We start from the raw sequence: 16,880 nt of genomic DNA, 5'->3' as shown, positions 1-16,880 counted from the left end.
CGCCCAGGCGCCGCCCCGTGTCTTGCAAATCGACTTAGTTTTTATCGAGGAAGTCGCCCATGTTCGCAGGTGTAACCAGCTTGAACGGGATGTAGACCTTCTGGTCCACTTTCTCACCATTGATCAGCTTGATAGCCGCATCGATGGAGCCCGTACCTTGACCAACAGAGTCCTGGAACACGGTCACATCATAGTCACCTGCCGCCATCACCAACAGCGCGTCTTGTGATGCATCAACACCGCCGACCTGAACGTCAGCCATGTCCATGCCAGCCGCTTTCATAGCCTGGATCGCGCCAATAGCCATCTCGTCATTGTTGGCCAGAACGAAGTCGAACGGCTCGCCGGAAGACATCCAGTTGGTCATCAAGTCTTGCGCTTCGTCGCGCGACCAGTTGGCCGTTTGCTCGTCGATGATGGTCATGAAGTTGCACATGTCCATGCCGATCACGTCATGCACGTCTTTCGAACGCTGAACAGCCGCTTGGTTCGACAGCTGGCCGTTCATCAGGTAGCCAGTTGCGCCGCCGCCTTTGCCAGCTGCGCGCAGGTTTTTGCAAACCTCGAATGCGGACAATGTGCCGGACTCGATCTCGTTGGACGCCACAAACGCTTGGGTCGGTGGCAGCTCGTTTACGTTGTCAGGCTCGCGGTTGACATAGACCAGTGGCGTGTCGCCAGCCGCTGCAGACACAGCCGCACCCGCAGACGTGTCAACGATGTTCACGATGATCGCGTCAACGCCGGACGCTACAAAGTTCTTAACCTGGTCAATTTGCTTCGCCAGATCGTCGGTCGCATCTTCTTGCTGGTAGTTCAGGCCGTCAATTGTCGCGGCATATTCGGTCATACCGTTGCGCAGAACGGTCAGCCAGTTGTCATCAAAACGCGAGAATGTCGCGCCGATGTCTTGCGCCATTGCTGACGTCGTCATCAAGGCGGTAAGTGCGCCTGTCATTAGTAGTTTCTTCATGGTCTTCCTCCCATTGATGGTGTCCGGCACACCAAAGTCTGTTTCGCCGGATGCCCACATTGGGGCGTTAATTTCATCTCACTCCGTCATGCGGCCATTTCCGCGAGCCGAGATTCGATGAAGCCGAACGACCGCAAAATCTCTGATTTAGGGTCGCTTAATTTGTGTACATCAGGCGCAAAGGCCTCGATTGAGACGGCGCCGACGTAACCGCCCGCGATCAGTTGCTCCACTTGCGTGACGTTGCCCAGACGGTCACGCCCATCAACCAAGACACGGTGCGGATCCGCCATTTCAAGAATGGCCAAGTCGGGGTCAACAACGCCTGATACGTGTACGATTGCTGTGTGGTCAGGGAAGACAGGGCCGCCCCCTGCCAGGAAATGATGGAACGTATCATGGATTAACATGATGCGATCTTTAGCGCGCAGGGCCTCGATGATTTCAACTGCTTCTGATTTGTACTGCATTGAGCAATGTTCGAACCCGAGTGGCTCTACAAACCCCATCAGATCGTGTGCTTCCAGCAGTGGCTTCAATTCGCGCAGCGCGATACGCAGGTTGGCTTGACGCTCTCCATTGCCAAGACCATGTCCGTCGTTACGCGGGATCAGACTGACGCCCTTCGCGCCACAAGCCGCTGCTATCTCCATCAGCGCATTTGCCTCTTCGGCCTTGCCGTCTGACCAATCGTTGAATGACTTGATCTCGGCGACTGTCAAAATATCCAAACCCGCTGCGCGGGCGGCATCGCTTGCATCGGCGGGGTTGGCCCCGTCAAATACTGGTGTCGCAAGATCAGTGCGCAACTCGACCCCGGAACACCCCGTTGCTTGAGCAAGTTCCAGCAGCCCATCAAAACTCAGGCCGGGCGCGGTCATATGATTTAGTGCCTTTGGCAGCATTGCCACCGATCCTCCCAGATACCCCCGCATGGGGTGCCGCGCATAACACACGGGACAGCTCAATCAGGGTGGTCGACGAAAGGCCGGTCGGTCAACAGGATGAATCATTACGTCTCAATCATGAGACTCCGTGACCCAAATCAATGATACAAAAGTATCTTTAGGTAAGTTCCGGAACATGAAGAACAGTGTCAAAGAACCGCTGCCCGGGAATGGATGCCGTGTCGCCTTGGGTGGCTTGCACCATGTACCCGACCAGTTCTGCGCAAAGCGGCTCAAGCGGGGTTCCAAACACCGCGTTTACGTAGCCACTGGCCAGCCCCGCGCGGGATTCCTCTGTCAGTTCGTTTACCACAAGGGCGACCTCTCCCGGTTTTCGTTCTTCCATCAACGCCGTGATCGCGCCTTCCATGCCGCCTGCCGCAACATAGATTCCAACCACATCCGGGTGTCGCGACAACAGGTCCAAAGTGGCCTCGTGCGTTAGCACCCGCGTCTCTAGATTAACCAACGTATCCAATACATCGAACCGCGGTAAATGTTCCCGAAAGAAACTACGGAATCCGGCCTCCCTAAGGTCATGTCCGTGCCAGCGGTGACCGCCCACAAACAGGGCGATCTTTCCAGGCTTTCGTGCGGTCTTGGCTAGCAACCACCCTGCGCCACGGCCGATCTTTAAGTTGTTCATTCCAATATAATTTACACGCTCACCCTGCGCAAAATCCGAGAAAATCGAAAACGTGGGCACCCCGCGTTTGTTCAGCACGCGCACAGCATCATTGACGAGGTGGTGGTTGACCGCCGTTGCCCCGACGACATCCACCCTGTCGGCGATATCCAACAGTATCTCAGACACAGCATTTGGAGACTGGGACGGCGCAAATTCAACGACCAGTTCGCCGCGAACCGTTTCAAGATTTTCAACGGCTTCTTCAAGGTGGCGCACAAGATTCTGGTAAAAGCTCTGCTTTTCTTTCTGAAGCACAAACCCAAATCGCACGAGTGGCAGGTCAGACCGCAGCCTTTGAGAGATCAGGTTGGTGCCATGGTAGCCGATACGCCGCGCGGCCTCGGACACTTTGCGCCCCGTCTCTGCGCGGACAGCAACCGTTCCGGCCAGAACGCGGTTGACCGTAGCAACGCTCACCCCCGCTTCAGCGGCGATATCCTTGATAGTTGGCCTGCGCGACAAAACACTCACCTTTGCCAGAAATCATATCAGCCAGCATATCACAGATGATACATTTTGCAGCAAGATGTTTCATGGCCCGCGGCCAGCGGTCACTTCTTCCAGCGAAGCTTCGCGGGAAGCATCGGGCTGATCCTGGGTGAAGTTCCGGTCTCCGGGCGGCTGCGTGTACGCAATACGGGCGCTTCCGAGACATCAGACCGGCTTTCACGCAGGACGATGTACAGCCCACTTGCGATGATCACAGAGGACCCCAATAGCGTGCCCATGTCGGGCAGCTCATTAAAGAAGAAGAAGCCATATGCCGTAGCCCAGATGATCTGGGAATACTGCATCGGCGCAACGATCACGGCCTCCCCGGAGTTGTAGGCGGCGATCAAGAACCGCCCTGCTGTCCAAGCAAAGAGTGCAATGACGCCCAGCCGCGCAAGGTCAAGCAGTGGTAGAGGCTCATATACATAGGGCAGCATGGCCGCCATCACGATGAAATTCGCCATCATCGGATACAGCATAATCACAACGGTGCGTTCTTCCCGCCCGATCTTGCGTACAATGACCGATGCGAAGGCGCCGCCGACAGCGGCGGCAAGCGCCGCCAGGTGACCCAGCTCTAACTCGGTCTGTCCGGGGCGAAGCACGATTATGACGCCGACAAGGCCTACGAGCACCGCAACCCACCTACGAAGTCGGACGACTTCCCCCAAAACCGGGATCGCGAGCACGGTGATGAGCAAGGGCGACGCAAAAATGATCGCGTATACCTGCGCCAGAGGAAGGACCGAAAACGCGTAAAAGGCGCAGAATCCGGTAACAACAGCCGCAACGGTCCGCGCCGCCATCCAATAGGGATGTTTGGGGATCAGCGTTCCACTGGTGGTGTCGCGCATGAGATAAAGGGTCGCCAGCGGAAAACTGAACAAAACGCTGAAAAACACAATCTGGACGGGGGAATAGGCGCCACCCAGAATTTTGATGATCACGTCATGGGTCGAAAAAATGGCAAACGCGATCAGCGCGTAAAGGGCGCCGCGGGTGTTGGACTTAGGCGAATCACTCACGCGGCATTCCTTTGATTTCTTACAAGCTGGCGTCCAGTGCGGCGAGTACGGCGTCGCCCATCTCGGTCGTGGATACCGGGTCGGCATCGCCCGCTTGCATCAGGTCGGCGGTCCGAACACCACTGGCCAAAACCGATTGCACAGCGTTCTCAAGGCGCGTCGCCTCCTCGCCCTGATCAAATGAATAGCGCAGTGCCATGGCGAAGCTGAGGATACATGCGCTTGGGTTGGCTTTGCCCTGCCCAGTGATATCAGGCGCGGACCCGTGTACCGGCTCGTATAGCGCTTTCGGGCGGCCATTCTCTGCAGGAGCCCCAAGGGATGCGGATGGCAGCATGCCCAGCGAACCGGTCAGCATCGCCGCGCAATCAGACAATACGTCGCCAAACAAGTTGTCAGTGACGATCACATCGAACTGTTTGGGCGCCCGCACCAGTTGCATGGCACCATTGTCTGCGTACATGTGGGACAGCTCAACTTCCGGGTACTCGGCCTCATGGATTTCGGTGACCACGTCACGCCACAAGATGCCCGACTCCATCACATTGGCCTTCTCCATCGAGCAGACCTTGTTGTTGCGCCGTTTGGCCAACTCAAAGGCGGACCGGGCCACGCGGGCAATCTCGGACTCGGTATAGCGCTGCGTGTTTACACCAACGCGTTCATTGCCCTCTTTGTGGATGCCACGCGGTTCCCCGAAATAGACGCCGGAGGTAAGTTCCCGCACGATCATAAGGTCCAGACCAGCCACGATGTCCTTCTTGAGGGAAGAGAAGTCTGCCAATGCGTCGAAACATTGAGCGGGGCGCAGGTTGGAATACAGGTCCATCTCTTTGCGCAGGCGCAACAGGCCACGCTCTGGCTTCACGCTGAAGTCTAGATCGTCATAAGCCGGACCACCTACGGCGCCGAGAAGAACGGCGTCGACTTCCAGGGCCTTCGCCATCGTCTCATCCGCCAGCGGGACGCCATGCTTGTCATAGGCCGCCCCACCAACCAGATCGGTCGTCACATCAAATGCAATGCCGCGCTTTTCGCCAAACCAGTCAATGATGCGCATCACTTGGTCCATGACCTCAGGGCCGATGCCGTCACCGGGAAGGATAAGAAGGGATGGGTTGGACATAGCCGTTGCTCCGCTGCGTTTTCTGTTGGCTGCGGGCCTAGCGTGGGTCGCCTAGGGGGTCAAGGCAATGAGGCCTTGTTTATAATGGGGATGTTGTCGTCATGACTGAGCCATGGTTTGAGCCCTTGACCCAGATGATCCCAAACCGCGCTGACGCGGGGGGTGTGGCGAAGGGCTTCATGGGTGGTAAGCCAAACCTCCAACCCCGGCATAGGAAAGTTAGGAAGAACGGGGACCAGTCCCATCTTTTGTGCGCTCCGCTTTTCCAATATGCCGATGCCACAGCCGGTCCGGATCATCTCGCTGTGAACTGTTTGTTGGTCGCAACGAAATACAAAATCATTGCGCGTCAACTTCCACCCGAGTTCTGCCGCGCCGCGAATGAATCGTTCGGACCGGTCATATCCAAGCAGGTCATGTTTCATCAGCTCGGTGACGGAAGACGGCATACCCTTCCGCGCGATGTAGTCCTTTGATGCCGAAAACCCGAGCTGCAATATCCCAAGCTTTCGCGTGACAATCTCCAGTTGGGTTGGGCGGAACATGCGTAGCGCCACATCTGCTTCGCGAAAGAGCAGGTTGTCCGCCTCGTCAGTCGCATTCAACTCGATCTGAATGTCGGGGTGGGATTGCCGGATGTCAGAAATGATCTGCGGCAATATGTATTGCGAGACAAACACGCTGGCGGTGATCCTTACAGTGCCCGATACCGACATATCGCGGCCTGCGGCCGCAGTTGCGAATTTCGTCGCCGCCTCTGCCATGGCGGTTGCGGAAGGCAAAATTGCCTGGCCCGCGTCGGTCAGCATGAACCCCTTCGCCTGACGGGCAAACAAAGCGACACCTAGCTGCGCTTCGATCGCTTTGATTTGCCGGCCCAATGTCGGTTGGCTCACGCCCGTTGCCCTTGCCGCCGCCGACAAGGAGCCATGCCCGGCAACCGCCAGGAATGCCTGCACAAGCGACCAATCAAGTGAATGTAGCCCATCTTCCATTCAATTATGAATACCATATGTACAAATTTTGGCAATTTCATTTCACTGATGAATATTTAAACATGTTAGAAATCACGCCAAGGAGGGCGCGGACATGACAAAGACTGTACTAATTCTTGGCGCATCAGGGCGGTTTGGCCGCAACGCGCAATGCTCGTTCTCATGGGCAGGCTGGGACGTACGCACCTATGATCGTGCCACCGACACGCTTCCCGACGCAGCTTGGGGGGCGGATCTGATTATCAACGCATGGAATCCAGCCTATACGGATTGGGCGCGAGACGTACCGAAGCTGACAGCCCAGATTATCGAAACGTCACGCGACACCGGGGCCACTGTCCTCATTCCCGGCAATATCTACAACTATGGCCCTGAAATGCCAGACATCCTTAGCGAAGGGACGCCGCACCGTGCCACAAATCCACTGGGCCGTATCCGCATCGAGATGGAGCAGGCCTATCGCGATGCCGGCGTCCGCACCATCATCCTGCGCGCAGGCGATTTTATTGACATCGACGCAAGCGGCAACTGGTTCGACAAGATCATCACCGCCAAGGCGGCCAAGGGACGGATTAGCTACCCGGGCAATCCTGACCTGCCGCACGCATGGGCATTTCTGCCTGACGTAACCGACATGGCGGCTGCCCTCGCCGAGCAGTTGGACCAACTTGATACATTTTCCGAACTCTGCGTGCCAGGCTTCACCCTTACCGGGCGGGAATTGACCGACGCGATCAGCAAGGTGACCCGCCGGGAGCAGCACCTACGTCAAATGTCATGGCTGCCGATCATGTTTGCCCGTCCGTTCTGGAGCATGGCCGCGCCTCTGTTGGAGATGCGGTATCTCTGGGATACACCGCACCAGATCATGTCGAACGCATTGCAGCAAAGACTTCCGGAATTTCAGCCAACATCGCTGGAGGATGCACTGGCCGCATCACTTCCAGCGGATGTCAATCCAGACGGGTTTGTGCGCCGTCCCGTCAGCGCCCTCCCCCGGCGTTTGGTCCCGTTCAACTGCAGCTGCGGCAACACCCAAACCAGCTGACGGCAGCACGTAGTCGACCCGAAGACTGCCAATGTCCCGCCCCCAATCAACAGTGTCCTGCTCCGGCGGGCCCTGGTGGTGGGGGTTTTCAACAAATCCGTGATGCGCCTCCGGTGTGACGTCCTGCACCGCGTCAAGCGACAGCAACTTCAGCAGTTCCGGCTTTAACCCGTCTCCATCATAGGGGTCGTTGTTCAGGCCACCCAACAGCACGAACGCGCCCTTGTCGGCGCTTAGAATGTAGCGCCGCCAAAAGCGCAGCTGATCGGCATTGCGCAATCCGTTGCGATCTTCCGGTCCGTCAAATACTGGTGGGCTGGTTTGCGTCGCAAAGATCCGAACGGTTCCACCCGGGGTCCGGACGGGCACATCCCACGCGGCAACACTATGTAACCTCAGGACCGAAAGTTCATCTTCCGTGAAATAGCCGACAGGCAACTCGGCATTCGGGAGGTCGCGCCAGAGCATCCCGGACAAGTCCTTCGCGCCTTTCTGATCAATAGGGTACCGTGACAAGATGGCCATGCCACCCTGTCCCGAGAACAGCCCGTATCCCTGCCTGTCGCGAGCCGTGTCCAATCGTCCGTCCCGGTCAATATCCAAACCAGTTGAAACGCCAGAATTCGGGGGGCGGGCAAAGGCGTACCGCATCTCATGGCCTGCCTCTTTCAGGCGCGCTTGCAGCAATGACAGGGCGATAAGTTGATGGTCGTAGTCAATCGACTGGAGCGCCAAAACGTCAGGCTTGATCCGCGCTATGGTTCCGACCGTCTCCCGCAAGGCCGCGTCCTCGAACCGGTCGAGGTCCCGGACCAATAGACCCGGCCCCTTGCGGGACAGGCCGGCATTGTAGGTCATGAAACGATATGTCTCGGCTTGAACCGCGGCCGCGGTCGAAAGTCCGATCAGGCAGCCAACAACCCAGCTTGCACGGCGCGCGCGCCACGTTGGCGTTTGTCGTCGATCATGTCGGCGATGCGGTTCATTGCGATGCCACGCATGAACAGGCTGGCCGGAAGAAAGGTCCATATCGCAAGCATCCAAACGAGCGTCTGCGGCGTCGACACCATGGAGGCGTCAAACAAACCCGAGGCCGCCCGGGCTACCGCTGGCAGGAAGAATGGCAAGAAGAACCCTAACATAATGTTAAACCGCGCATCCTTGTTCAGGCGCGCAACAATGTCGCCACCCATGGTCGGGTCGAAGGTCGGCAGATTGGTCCAGAAGTTGAACGGCTCGGATTTGTTCGGCCAGCCACCAAGACGCATTGCGATCAGGAAAACCGCCAATGTCATCAGGGCGATGAGATAGCTCAAACCGGCGGCAGCGCGCATCAACGCCACATGCTGCGCATTATCCGCATCGGGAAGCAACAGGATGATCAAGCGCACCGGGCTGTAGGGGAAATCAATCACGTGACCGATCAGCAGGCCAATGGCTGACACAACGCGGGTCAGCGTGGTCTCGTCATATTGGCCGCGGAACAGCACCGACAATAAGAACACGGTCAGAAACAGCGACACGAACCGGACACGGTTAAACGGCGGCGCATTGCGGAATTCGATGAGGCTTGGGTAGCTTGAACCATATTCGATCAGCGTAATCACCGCCCCGAACAATGCGACAAAGGCGACGATCTGCTTGGAATCTTGCGTCATGCCGGGAAGGAGCAACGCGGGCGTCATGAGCAAAAGCATGACCAAAACTGCCCGTATCACCGCGCCCGTTAAGCGAGATATCACGTCTACCAACCCTTCAAACTGGCCGAAAACGCTACTTAGGCGCTCTCTGTTCCACTTTGTGCCCTTGGCTATTGCCGAAAGGTGCCTCATTTTCGCCCCAGTTTTGCCGCTATTCAGATCGTCCTTCAACTGTCTGATAAGACTGGGGGATTTTATTGGGAGAATTAGTGGTATTCTTGTGTCACCGATTTTTGGGCCTGGCCATATGTCGGGGTGATGGGTCAATACCTTCCAATATGTGGGGTAGAAAGTGGCATCGACATGGCGTCGGGCTACAGTTCCGGCGAAAGAAGACGTTAACAAAGCCCAGCCGCAAAGAACCGTGGATTCAGCTGGTATCCACCGACTGCGCCAACCAGTCACGCGGCGGGACGCCTTTGATGCGAAGAAACTCACGGTTGAAATTTGATTTCGTGTTGAAACCGGCCGTGAACATGGCGGAGGTCACGCTTTCGCCGTTCTGCAACGCCTCGCACGCCACATCGACACGCCAGGCATTGACGTAACGCGACACGTTCTCCCCCGTCGTGCGGTTGATCGCGCCGGACACGACCTTGATCGGCAAGACTAGACGCCGCGCCATTTGGGTAAGCGTCAGGTCCGGGTCGAGATACAGCCTTTGCTGCGCCATCAGCGCTTCGAGCCTCGACATGACTTTGGCGTCCTCCTCAGGATCAGACGGCGTTTTTAGCGCGGGTTCTGTCGGTCCTTCGTCGCTTTGTTTCCACAAACTGTTCGACAGGCTCAAAGCACCGAGCAGCAGCAACATGCCCGTTGACGACAGCGCGACAATCCAAGGCTGCCACGCCCCCCGGTCTGCAATCTGAGCAACCACGATCAGCGCGTCCCCAAATGCGGACACGATAAGCGACACGCCGATGACCCGCCAAATCAGCCCGGGAACGTTGCCCGCCGATAGCCGCGTGATCGGCAACGCATCGGAACCGCGCAGCGACACAACCAGAATGGCGATACCATAGGAGAGAAAGACCAGCGGGATGAGAAAGTCCAAAGGCTCGCGCACAAAAGCGACGCAGAACGCGATGAAGACCGGAACCAACACATGAGGGAGATCAAGCCGCGCATCGAATTGGCGCACGGCAGAGGTTTGGAAAGCAATCCAAGACAGGGGCGGAATGGCGGCCGCAGTGATGGGCTGGAGCGCGAATGCCCATCCGATCCCGTAATGCTGAGCCAATGAGATAATCAGACTTTGCAGCGCGCTCAGAAACAGCAAGGCCGCAATGAAGCTACGCCCGCGCCCGTCGACGACAAGTTTCAGAAAAAGGAACCCCAGCACAAGGCTTCCGAACAAAGGTATTGGCAATACTGGCATCAACGCGGGTCCTTTCTGAACTCTGATTTAGTCCCAAATCGCGTTCCGCTCGACCTCAAACCGGTTCGAGGACGCTGCAAACCCCGAATTGTCTCATGAAAGCTCCAGTCAACATACAGTCAGAGGAGCAATCAGATGAAACTCGCCGTAACCCTAACCTTCGCCGCCATGGCCCCGACACTCGGCTTGGCCGACACGCCGGTAGGCATGATGGATTTTACCTATGAGGCCGCCCATCACGGCAAACCTGTCGCTGCCGCAATTTGGTATCCCTCGACGGAGGGCCCGCTGACGCGCGCTGCGGAAAACGCGGTGTTCTACGGCGTCGACGTGCGTCAGGATGGCCCTCTTGCAGACGGGGCCGACTTCCCCGTTGTCATGCTGTCCCACGGATTGGGCGGGAATTGGCGATCTCTCGCATGGCTCGCCACAGATTTGGCGGAACAGGGCGCTATCGTCGTCGCAGTGAACCACCCCAACAGCTCGACCTTTGATTTCGACATGGCGAAGGGGCTGAACCACTGGACCCGCGCCCGCGATATGTCCCGAGCGTTGGACAAGCTGATGGATGACACCCGCTTTTCCGGACGGATCGACAGATCGCGAATCATGGCCGCCGGGTTCTCATACGGCGGGTGGACGGCCCTTTCCATGGGCGGCGTTACTGGCAACCTCGCCGGCGAGGTCGAGGAATGCGAAATGCGGCGAGAAACGTCCTCGCATTGTGCTGATCTGCTCGACGCGGGCGTCAGCTTTGCCGAACTGGACGCTGAGATGTGGGACGCGTCTTATAAGGATGCCCGCATTACCCATGTCGCCGCCATGGATCCGGCGCTTCATCATGGCTTCACAGCCGACAACGTGGCCGATCTGTCGGCTGACACGATGTTGCTGTCGCTCGGTGACGGGGAAAACCGTTTGGTCGCGACAGATTTCGACGCGAGCGGTTTCATTCACCTGTTGCCAGAGGCCGAAGTGGTCCGCATCCCGTCGGCATACCACTTCTCTCTCCTGCCGCTGTGCAAACCAGCCGGTCCGGCGATCTTGAAAGAGGGGAGTGATGATCCGGTTTGCACCGACCCCGAAGGGGCGAACCGCGCCGATATCCATGCCCAGGCGCGGGACGCGATCATCGCGCAGCTGGGCCTATAAACGAAAACGGCCCGCCTTGTTACCGGGCGGGCCGCTCCAATTTTCTTTGCCGGGGTTAAACCCAGGGCCGTGCCTGAGACGCTTGCGCTTCGAAGCTCTTAATCGACCCGGCCTTCTCCATCGTCAGACCAATATCGTCCAAACCGTTCATCAGGCAATGCTTCTTGAAGCTGTCGACCTCGAAGCTGAACACCTCGCCGTCGGAGGAGGTCACCGTCTGCGCCTCAAGATCAATCGTCATGCGAGCGTTGGCACCCTTCTCGGCGTCCTTCATCAACGCGTCGACCTGATCCTGCGGCAGCACAATCGGGATGATCCCATTCTTGAAGCAGTTGTTATAGAAGATGTCCGCATAGCTTGGCGCGATCACGGCGCGGATGCCGAAGTCCTTGATGGCCCAAGGCGCGTGCTCGCGCGACGAGCCGCAGCCGAAGTTTTCGCCAGCGACCAAAATCTCGGCCTCGCGGTATTGCGGTTTGTTCAGCACAAAATCTGGGATCTCGTTGCCTTGGCGGTCGAACCGCATCTCGTCAAACAGGTTTGCCCCGAGGCCCGACCGCTTAATCGTCTTCAGGAATTGCTTGGGGATGATCATGTCGGTGTCGATATTCACCAGCGGCATAGGGGCCGCGATGCCGGTCAGGGTTTCAAACTTGTCCATTACATCACCTCACGAACGTCAGTCAGTTTGCCGCTGATCGCGGCGGCGGCGGCCATGCCTGGTGACACAAGGTGCGTGCGCCCCTTGTAGCCCTGGCGGCCCTCAAAGTTTCGGTTCGACGTGGACGCGCAACGCTCGCCCTCGGCCAACTGATCGGGGTTCATCGCAAGGCACATGGAACACCCTGCCAGACGCCATTCGAAACCGGCCTCTTTGAAGATGTCGGCAATGCCCTCTTCCTCCGCCTGGGCACGCACCAGACCGGAGCCTGGTACGACCATAGCCCGCATGCCTTCCTTGATCTTCTTGCCTTTGACGATTTCAGCTGCAGCGCGCAGGTCTTCAATCCGACCGTTGGTGCAGGAGCCGATGAAGACGGTATCAATCTCGATCTCGGACAGCGGCGTGCCGGGCTCAAGGCCCATATAGTCCAGCGAGCGCGCAACAGCGTCGACCTTGCCACCTTCGAAATCCGACGGCGAGGGCACGACAGCCGTAATCGGCAGCACGTCCTCGGGCGAGGTGCCCCATGTCACGCTTGGCGCGATGTCTTCGCCTTTCAGCGTCACAACCTTGTCGAAATGCGCGCCTTCGTCGGTAAAGAGCGTCTTCCAGTAGGCAAGCGCCGCTTCCCATTGCGCGCCTTTTGGCGCATGTGGGCGACCCATGCAGTAGTCATAGGTCTTCTGGTCAGGCGCGATCAGACCGGCGCGCGCGCCGCCCTCGATGGCCATGTTGCAGACCGTCATGCGGCCTTCCATCGACAGGTCGCGAATGGCCTCCCCGCAATATTCGATCACATAGCCGGTCCCACCTGCAGTGCCGGTTTCACCGATGACGGACATAGTGATGTCTTTTGCGGTCACACCCGGCTTCAGCTTGCCGGTGATTTCGACCTTCATGTTGAGCGACTTTTTCTGGATCAGCGTTTGCGTGGCCAGAACATGTTCAACTTCCGATGTCCCAATGCCGTGCGCCAAGGCGCCAAAAGCACCGTGGGTCGCGGTGTGGCTGTCGCCGCACACAACGGTCATGCCCGGCAATGTCCAGCCTTGTTCAGGGCCAACAATATGCACAATGCCCTGACGGACGTCAGACACGGGGTAGTAGTGAATGCCAAACTCTTTGGCGTTTGAATCCAAGGCGGCAACCTGAACGGCGCTGTCTTCTGTCATGTTCTTGGGATCATCACGGCCCGCGGTTGTCGGCACGTTATGGTCCGGAACGGCGATGGTTTTGTCCGGCGCATGCACTTTGCGACCGGCCATGCGCAGGCCCTCAAAGGCCTGTGGTGAGGTCACTTCGTGGACCAGATGGCGGTCGATATAAAGAAGGCAGGTGCCGTCATCGGCTTCATGGGCGACATGCGCGTCCCAGATCTTGTCATAGAGCGTCTTTGGGGAACTCATCGGTTCTCTCCTGAAATGTGGTGTTTTGGCTAGTCTCGAACGGTGTGGCTAAGGTGCGTTACGATAGTCGCGCCAACACAGCATGGGTCGCGCCGAAAAAGCGTTCATTCAGACGTGCGCGGTCATCCATGTCGAAAACAGGGGTCATGTCGGCTGGGATACACGCGTGCGGCGAGTCTCGCAAGGGTCGCCGCTTGTCTGTTCGCCCGCGCATGTGCAAAGCTGTTTCAAAGCAGGAGGCCAACAGGCAATGTCAGGACATGTAGGGGGCCCAAGGGGGCCGGACAATCTTGGCGACAGGGCGGTACCAGCCAACGATACCGCCGAACCGACGCTAAAGCCATCCGTCACCGAACCAGTCGAAGAGATTTTGGACGTTGGCCAGGGCCTGCTGGACCGCGGCGAGATATTCCTGCTTTCAATGATGCGGGAAAGCAACCTGTACCAGATTGGCCTCGCAATCGTTCTGTTTGGGGTGGCCTACCTGCTGCGCATCACGCTCGGCCCGCGCATTCGGGCTTGGATGGGCACCCGCGAAGGTTGGCCCAAATGGCGGATGCGCATCCTTGTGGTTATCCACCAACGCCTGCAAGCCATCTTCTTCGTGGCACTCTTGTGGGGCGCCGTCTTAATTCTGCGAGAGGTCACCTGGCCCAGCCGATCCTATCTGCTCGGTATCATTGCGACGCTGGCCTTCGCATGGCTGACGGTGGTGTTCCTGACCCGGCTGATCAAATCGCCCTTTCTGCGCAAACTGGTGCGCTACGGCGCGTGGACCTATGTCACACTGCGCATCCTTGGCCTGACGGCAGAGGCATCGCGCATCCTGGACAGCATCGGCTTTGATCTGGGCGAGGTCCGCATCTCGATGCTGATCATTTTGCAGGCGCTGGTTGTGGTCGGGGCATTGGTCGCCTTGGCGCGGTTTGTAACCACCACGACATCACGACGCATCCAGTCGAACGAAGACATCTCACCTTCCATGCGCGTGCTGATCGTCAAGGTCATGCAAATCGGCTTCTACGGGCTGGCATTCTACATCGGGGTCAAGGCGGTCGGCATCGACCTGACGGGCCTCGCGGTGCTGTCGGGTGCCATCGGTGTTGGCCTCGGTTTTGGTCTGCAAAAGGTCGTGTCAAACCTTGTCTCCGGCGTCATCATCTTGCTCGACAAATCCATCAAGCCGGGTGACGTCATCAGCTTGGGCGAAACCTTTGGCTGGATCAACACGCTTGGCGCGCGTTATGCGTCCGTGGTCACCCGCGACGGCAAGGAATACCTGATCCCGAACGAGGACCTGATCACCAATCAGGTGGTGAACTGGTCGCACTCAGATGACTTCGTACGCCTCGATATCTTCTTCGGCACCGCCTATCACGACGACCCGCATGACGTGCGCAAAATGGCGATCGCGGCAGCCAAGTCCGTGGACCGTGTGCTCAGCTTCCGCCCGCCGGTTTGCCACATCGTGGGTTTCGGGGACTCAAGCGTCGACTACATCCTGCGGTTCTGGATCAAGGACCCGACCGGTGGGCTGACCAACATTCGCGGCAATGTCTATCTGGCGCTGTGGGACGCATTCCGTGAAAACGGCGTGTCGATCCCATTCCCGCAGCGCGAGGTCAAAATGATGGGCGGCGAGATGCCCGGCCTGCCGAAAGAAACGCCCGACCCACGAGATGACTGACCTGCTGGATCAAAGCGCCACGGCTCAGATCAAGGCGCTTAGAGAGGGCGCGCTGTCCGCACGCGAACTGATGTCCGCGACGCTGGACCGGATCGAAAAACGCAACCCGGCGGTCAACGCCATCGTCGCCCTACAGGACCGCGACCTGTTGCTCCAAGCCGCAGACAACGCGCCGGATGGGCCGCTCAAAGGTCTTCCCATTGCGGTCAAGGATTTGGCGGAAACCAAGGGGATCACGACGACCTATGGCTCCCCAATCTTTGCCAATCACGTCCCGGCTGCCGACAACCCGATGGTCGCCAAAATGCGCGCAGCAGGGGCGGTTGTCATCGGCAAGACCAACACGCCCGAATGGGGGCTTGGATCGCACAGCTACAACCCCGTCTACGGCGTCACCCGCAATCCTTATGACACCACCAAGTCCGCCGGTGGCTCTTCGGGCGGCGCGGCGGTAGCCCTTGCAACGCGGATGACCGCTTTGGCGGATGGCTCCGACATGATGGGATCCCTGCGCAACCCGGCTGGGTGGAACAACGTCTTCGGCTTTCGCCCCTCCTATGGGCTGGTGCCCAATGCCGGTCCGGGGGAGGATTTCTTGCACCAACTGTCCACCAACGGCCCCATGGCCCGGACGCTGGAAGATCTCGATTTGCTGCTCGACGTGCAAGCCGCATATGATCCAAGCCATCCTCATTCCGCTGGACCCTACGCGCCCACCGGCAGCCTCAAGCCCCTCAGGATAGGCTGGCTGACCGATTGGGGTGGTGCATACCCAATGGAAGACCGCGTCTGCACCCTGTGTGAAACGGCCTGCACCGTATTGGCCGATCTGGGCCACACGGTCGTGGCCATGGACCCGCCATTCTCCGCCGCCGCTCTTTGGGACAGCTGGGTGACTTTGCGCAATTGGGCGGTTGCCGCGAAATTCCGACCGCTCTACGAGGAGCCCAGCAAACGCGACCTGCTGAAACCCGAAGCCATTTGGGAGATCGAGCGCGGCCTCGCCCTGACCCCAACCGCAATCTCCAAAGCCAGCGAAATCCGGTCCGACTGGTTCCGTAAGACCGCCAAGATGGATGTGGATGTTCTTGCGTTGCCGTCGGCCCAGCTCTTCCCCTTCGACGCCGCGTTGGACTGGCCCAAGGAAATCGCCGGGACACAAATGGATACCTATCACCGCTGGATGGAGGTGGTCGTGCCAGCCTCACTTACCGGCCTGCCAGCACTTTCCGTTCCGGCTGGCTTCGGCCCTGACGGCACGCCAATGGGGCTGCAGCTGATCATGCATCGCGGTCGCGATGCGGAGGTGCTCGCGCTTGGCAAGGCATATGAACAGGCAACCGATTGGATATCGCGCGCGCCTGACTAAAGCTGTCCGCCCTACATTTCGTCTAATTTTTAGGCGTTTGTCCGTTTTGCTGGCAAAGATGTGAGCAAAGTCGCTTGGTCGTGATGCCAACAGTCACAGATGCTGGCCTATCCCGAACGCATGACACTAACTCTGCATGCCCGATCCGGGCGTCAACGCCGCGCAAGGGGCCATCCTGGCAGATAGCTCCCCTCGCGCGACTACAACATCACTGTTGCGGGCCCTGAGTA

15 protein-coding genes are annotated in these 16,880 nt (G+C 58.3%); 4 read left to right on the top strand and 11 right to left on the bottom strand.

The features are described 5' to 3' along the window. Positions 1 to 34 precede the first annotated feature (34 nt). The 6 genes from Q0899_RS14550 to Q0899_RS14525 all read right to left on the bottom strand — a co-directional run bounded on the left by Q0899_RS14550 (position 35) and on the right by Q0899_RS14525 (position 6,246). Positions 35 to 973, bottom strand: a complete 939-nt coding sequence (locus Q0899_RS14550; RefSeq protein WP_298295180.1) for a substrate-binding domain-containing protein — start codon at positions 971 to 973, stop codon at positions 35 to 37. Between the two features lie 86 nt (positions 974 to 1,059). Further along, positions 1,060 to 1,878: a TIM barrel protein gene (locus Q0899_RS14545; RefSeq protein WP_299193700.1), complete on the bottom strand. Its 819-nt coding sequence runs from the start codon at positions 1,876 to 1,878 to the stop codon at positions 1,060 to 1,062. A 160-nt stretch (positions 1,879 to 2,038) separates the two neighbouring features. Next, positions 2,039 to 3,070 carry a LacI family DNA-binding transcriptional regulator gene (locus Q0899_RS14540; protein ID WP_298361305.1) on the bottom strand — a complete coding sequence of 344 codons (1,032 nt, stop codon included), beginning with the start codon at positions 3,068 to 3,070 and terminating at the stop codon, positions 2,039 to 2,041. An 89-nt stretch (positions 3,071 to 3,159) separates the two neighbouring features. Then, a complete protein-coding gene (locus Q0899_RS14535; RefSeq protein WP_298361303.1) occupies positions 3,160 to 4,125 on the bottom strand; it encodes a DMT family transporter in 966 nt (321 codons plus the stop codon). 19 nt (positions 4,126 to 4,144) lie between these two features. After that, positions 4,145 to 5,251, bottom strand: a complete 1,107-nt coding sequence (gene leuB / locus Q0899_RS14530; RefSeq protein ID WP_298295174.1) for a 3-isopropylmalate dehydrogenase — start codon at positions 5,249 to 5,251, stop codon at positions 4,145 to 4,147. Between the two features lie 59 nt (positions 5,252 to 5,310). Next, positions 5,311 to 6,246 (bottom strand): LysR family transcriptional regulator, encoded by a 936-nt coding sequence (locus Q0899_RS14525; protein ID WP_298295172.1) that lies wholly within the window; start codon positions 6,244 to 6,246, stop codon positions 5,311 to 5,313. Between the two features lie 94 nt (positions 6,247 to 6,340). Between Q0899_RS14525 and Q0899_RS14520 the strand changes: the two genes are divergently transcribed. Then, complete coding sequence (locus Q0899_RS14520) at positions 6,341 to 7,294, top strand: epimerase (protein ID WP_299193697.1); 954 nt, start codon at positions 6,341 to 6,343, stop codon at positions 7,292 to 7,294. On the opposite strand, the gene Q0899_RS14515 is transcribed toward Q0899_RS14520, so the two are convergent. The 3 genes from Q0899_RS14515 to Q0899_RS14505 all read right to left on the bottom strand — a co-directional run bounded on the left by Q0899_RS14515 (position 7,184) and on the right by Q0899_RS14505 (position 10,372). Then, positions 7,184 to 8,152, bottom strand: coding sequence for an endonuclease/exonuclease/phosphatase family protein (locus Q0899_RS14515; protein ID WP_299193695.1), 969 nt, complete (start codon positions 8,150 to 8,152; stop codon positions 7,184 to 7,186). The two genes, Q0899_RS14520 and Q0899_RS14515, sit on opposite strands and share 111 nt — an antisense overlap. 47 nt (positions 8,153 to 8,199) lie before the next feature. Further along, positions 8,200 to 8,991 carry a hypothetical protein gene (locus Q0899_RS14510; RefSeq protein WP_298361297.1) on the bottom strand — a complete coding sequence of 264 codons (792 nt, stop codon included), beginning with the start codon at positions 8,989 to 8,991 and terminating at the stop codon, positions 8,200 to 8,202. A 373-nt stretch (positions 8,992 to 9,364) separates the two neighbouring features. Beyond that, positions 9,365 to 10,372, bottom strand: a complete 1,008-nt coding sequence (locus tag Q0899_RS14505) for an AraC family transcriptional regulator (protein ID WP_299193693.1) — start codon at positions 10,370 to 10,372, stop codon at positions 9,365 to 9,367. A 135-nt stretch (positions 10,373 to 10,507) separates the two neighbouring features. Here Q0899_RS14505 and Q0899_RS14500 point away from each other — a divergent pair, with 135 nt between their 5' ends. Next, positions 10,508 to 11,524 (top strand): hypothetical protein, encoded by a 1,017-nt coding sequence (locus Q0899_RS14500; protein ID WP_299193691.1) that lies wholly within the window; start codon positions 10,508 to 10,510, stop codon positions 11,522 to 11,524. Positions 11,525 to 11,579: 55 nt separating this feature from the next. Here the strand turns inward: Q0899_RS14500 and leuD are convergent, their stop codons facing one another. Then, positions 11,580 to 12,185 carry a 3-isopropylmalate dehydratase small subunit gene (gene leuD / locus Q0899_RS14495; RefSeq protein WP_298295160.1) on the bottom strand — a complete coding sequence of 202 codons (606 nt, stop codon included), beginning with the start codon at positions 12,183 to 12,185 and terminating at the stop codon, positions 11,580 to 11,582. Then, the gene (gene leuC / locus Q0899_RS14490; RefSeq protein WP_298295158.1) at positions 12,185 to 13,594 is read right to left on the bottom strand and encodes a 3-isopropylmalate dehydratase large subunit; all 1,410 of its coding nucleotides are present in this window, start codon (positions 13,592 to 13,594) and stop codon (positions 12,185 to 12,187) included. The genes leuD and leuC overlap by 1 nt, the downstream gene beginning before the upstream one ends. 250 nt (positions 13,595 to 13,844) lie before the next feature. On the opposite strand from leuC, the gene Q0899_RS14485 reads away from it, so the two are divergent. Beyond that, positions 13,845 to 15,281: a mechanosensitive ion channel domain-containing protein gene (locus Q0899_RS14485; RefSeq protein WP_299193688.1), complete on the top strand. Its 1,437-nt coding sequence runs from the start codon at positions 13,845 to 13,847 to the stop codon at positions 15,279 to 15,281. Further along, on the top strand, positions 15,274 to 16,650 hold the full coding sequence (locus tag Q0899_RS14480; RefSeq protein WP_299193686.1) for an amidase: 1,377 nt from the start codon (positions 15,274 to 15,276) through the stop codon (positions 16,648 to 16,650). Before Q0899_RS14485 ends, Q0899_RS14480 begins: the two co-directional genes overlap by 8 nt. Positions 16,651 to 16,880 lie beyond the last annotated feature (230 nt).

Source organism: uncultured Litoreibacter sp. (assembly GCF_947501785.1).
Taxonomy (GTDB): Bacteria; Pseudomonadota; Alphaproteobacteria; order Rhodobacterales; family Rhodobacteraceae; genus Litoreibacter.
Note: the sequence above shows the minus strand (reverse complement) of the source record. Positions and strands in the feature narration are given on the sequence as shown.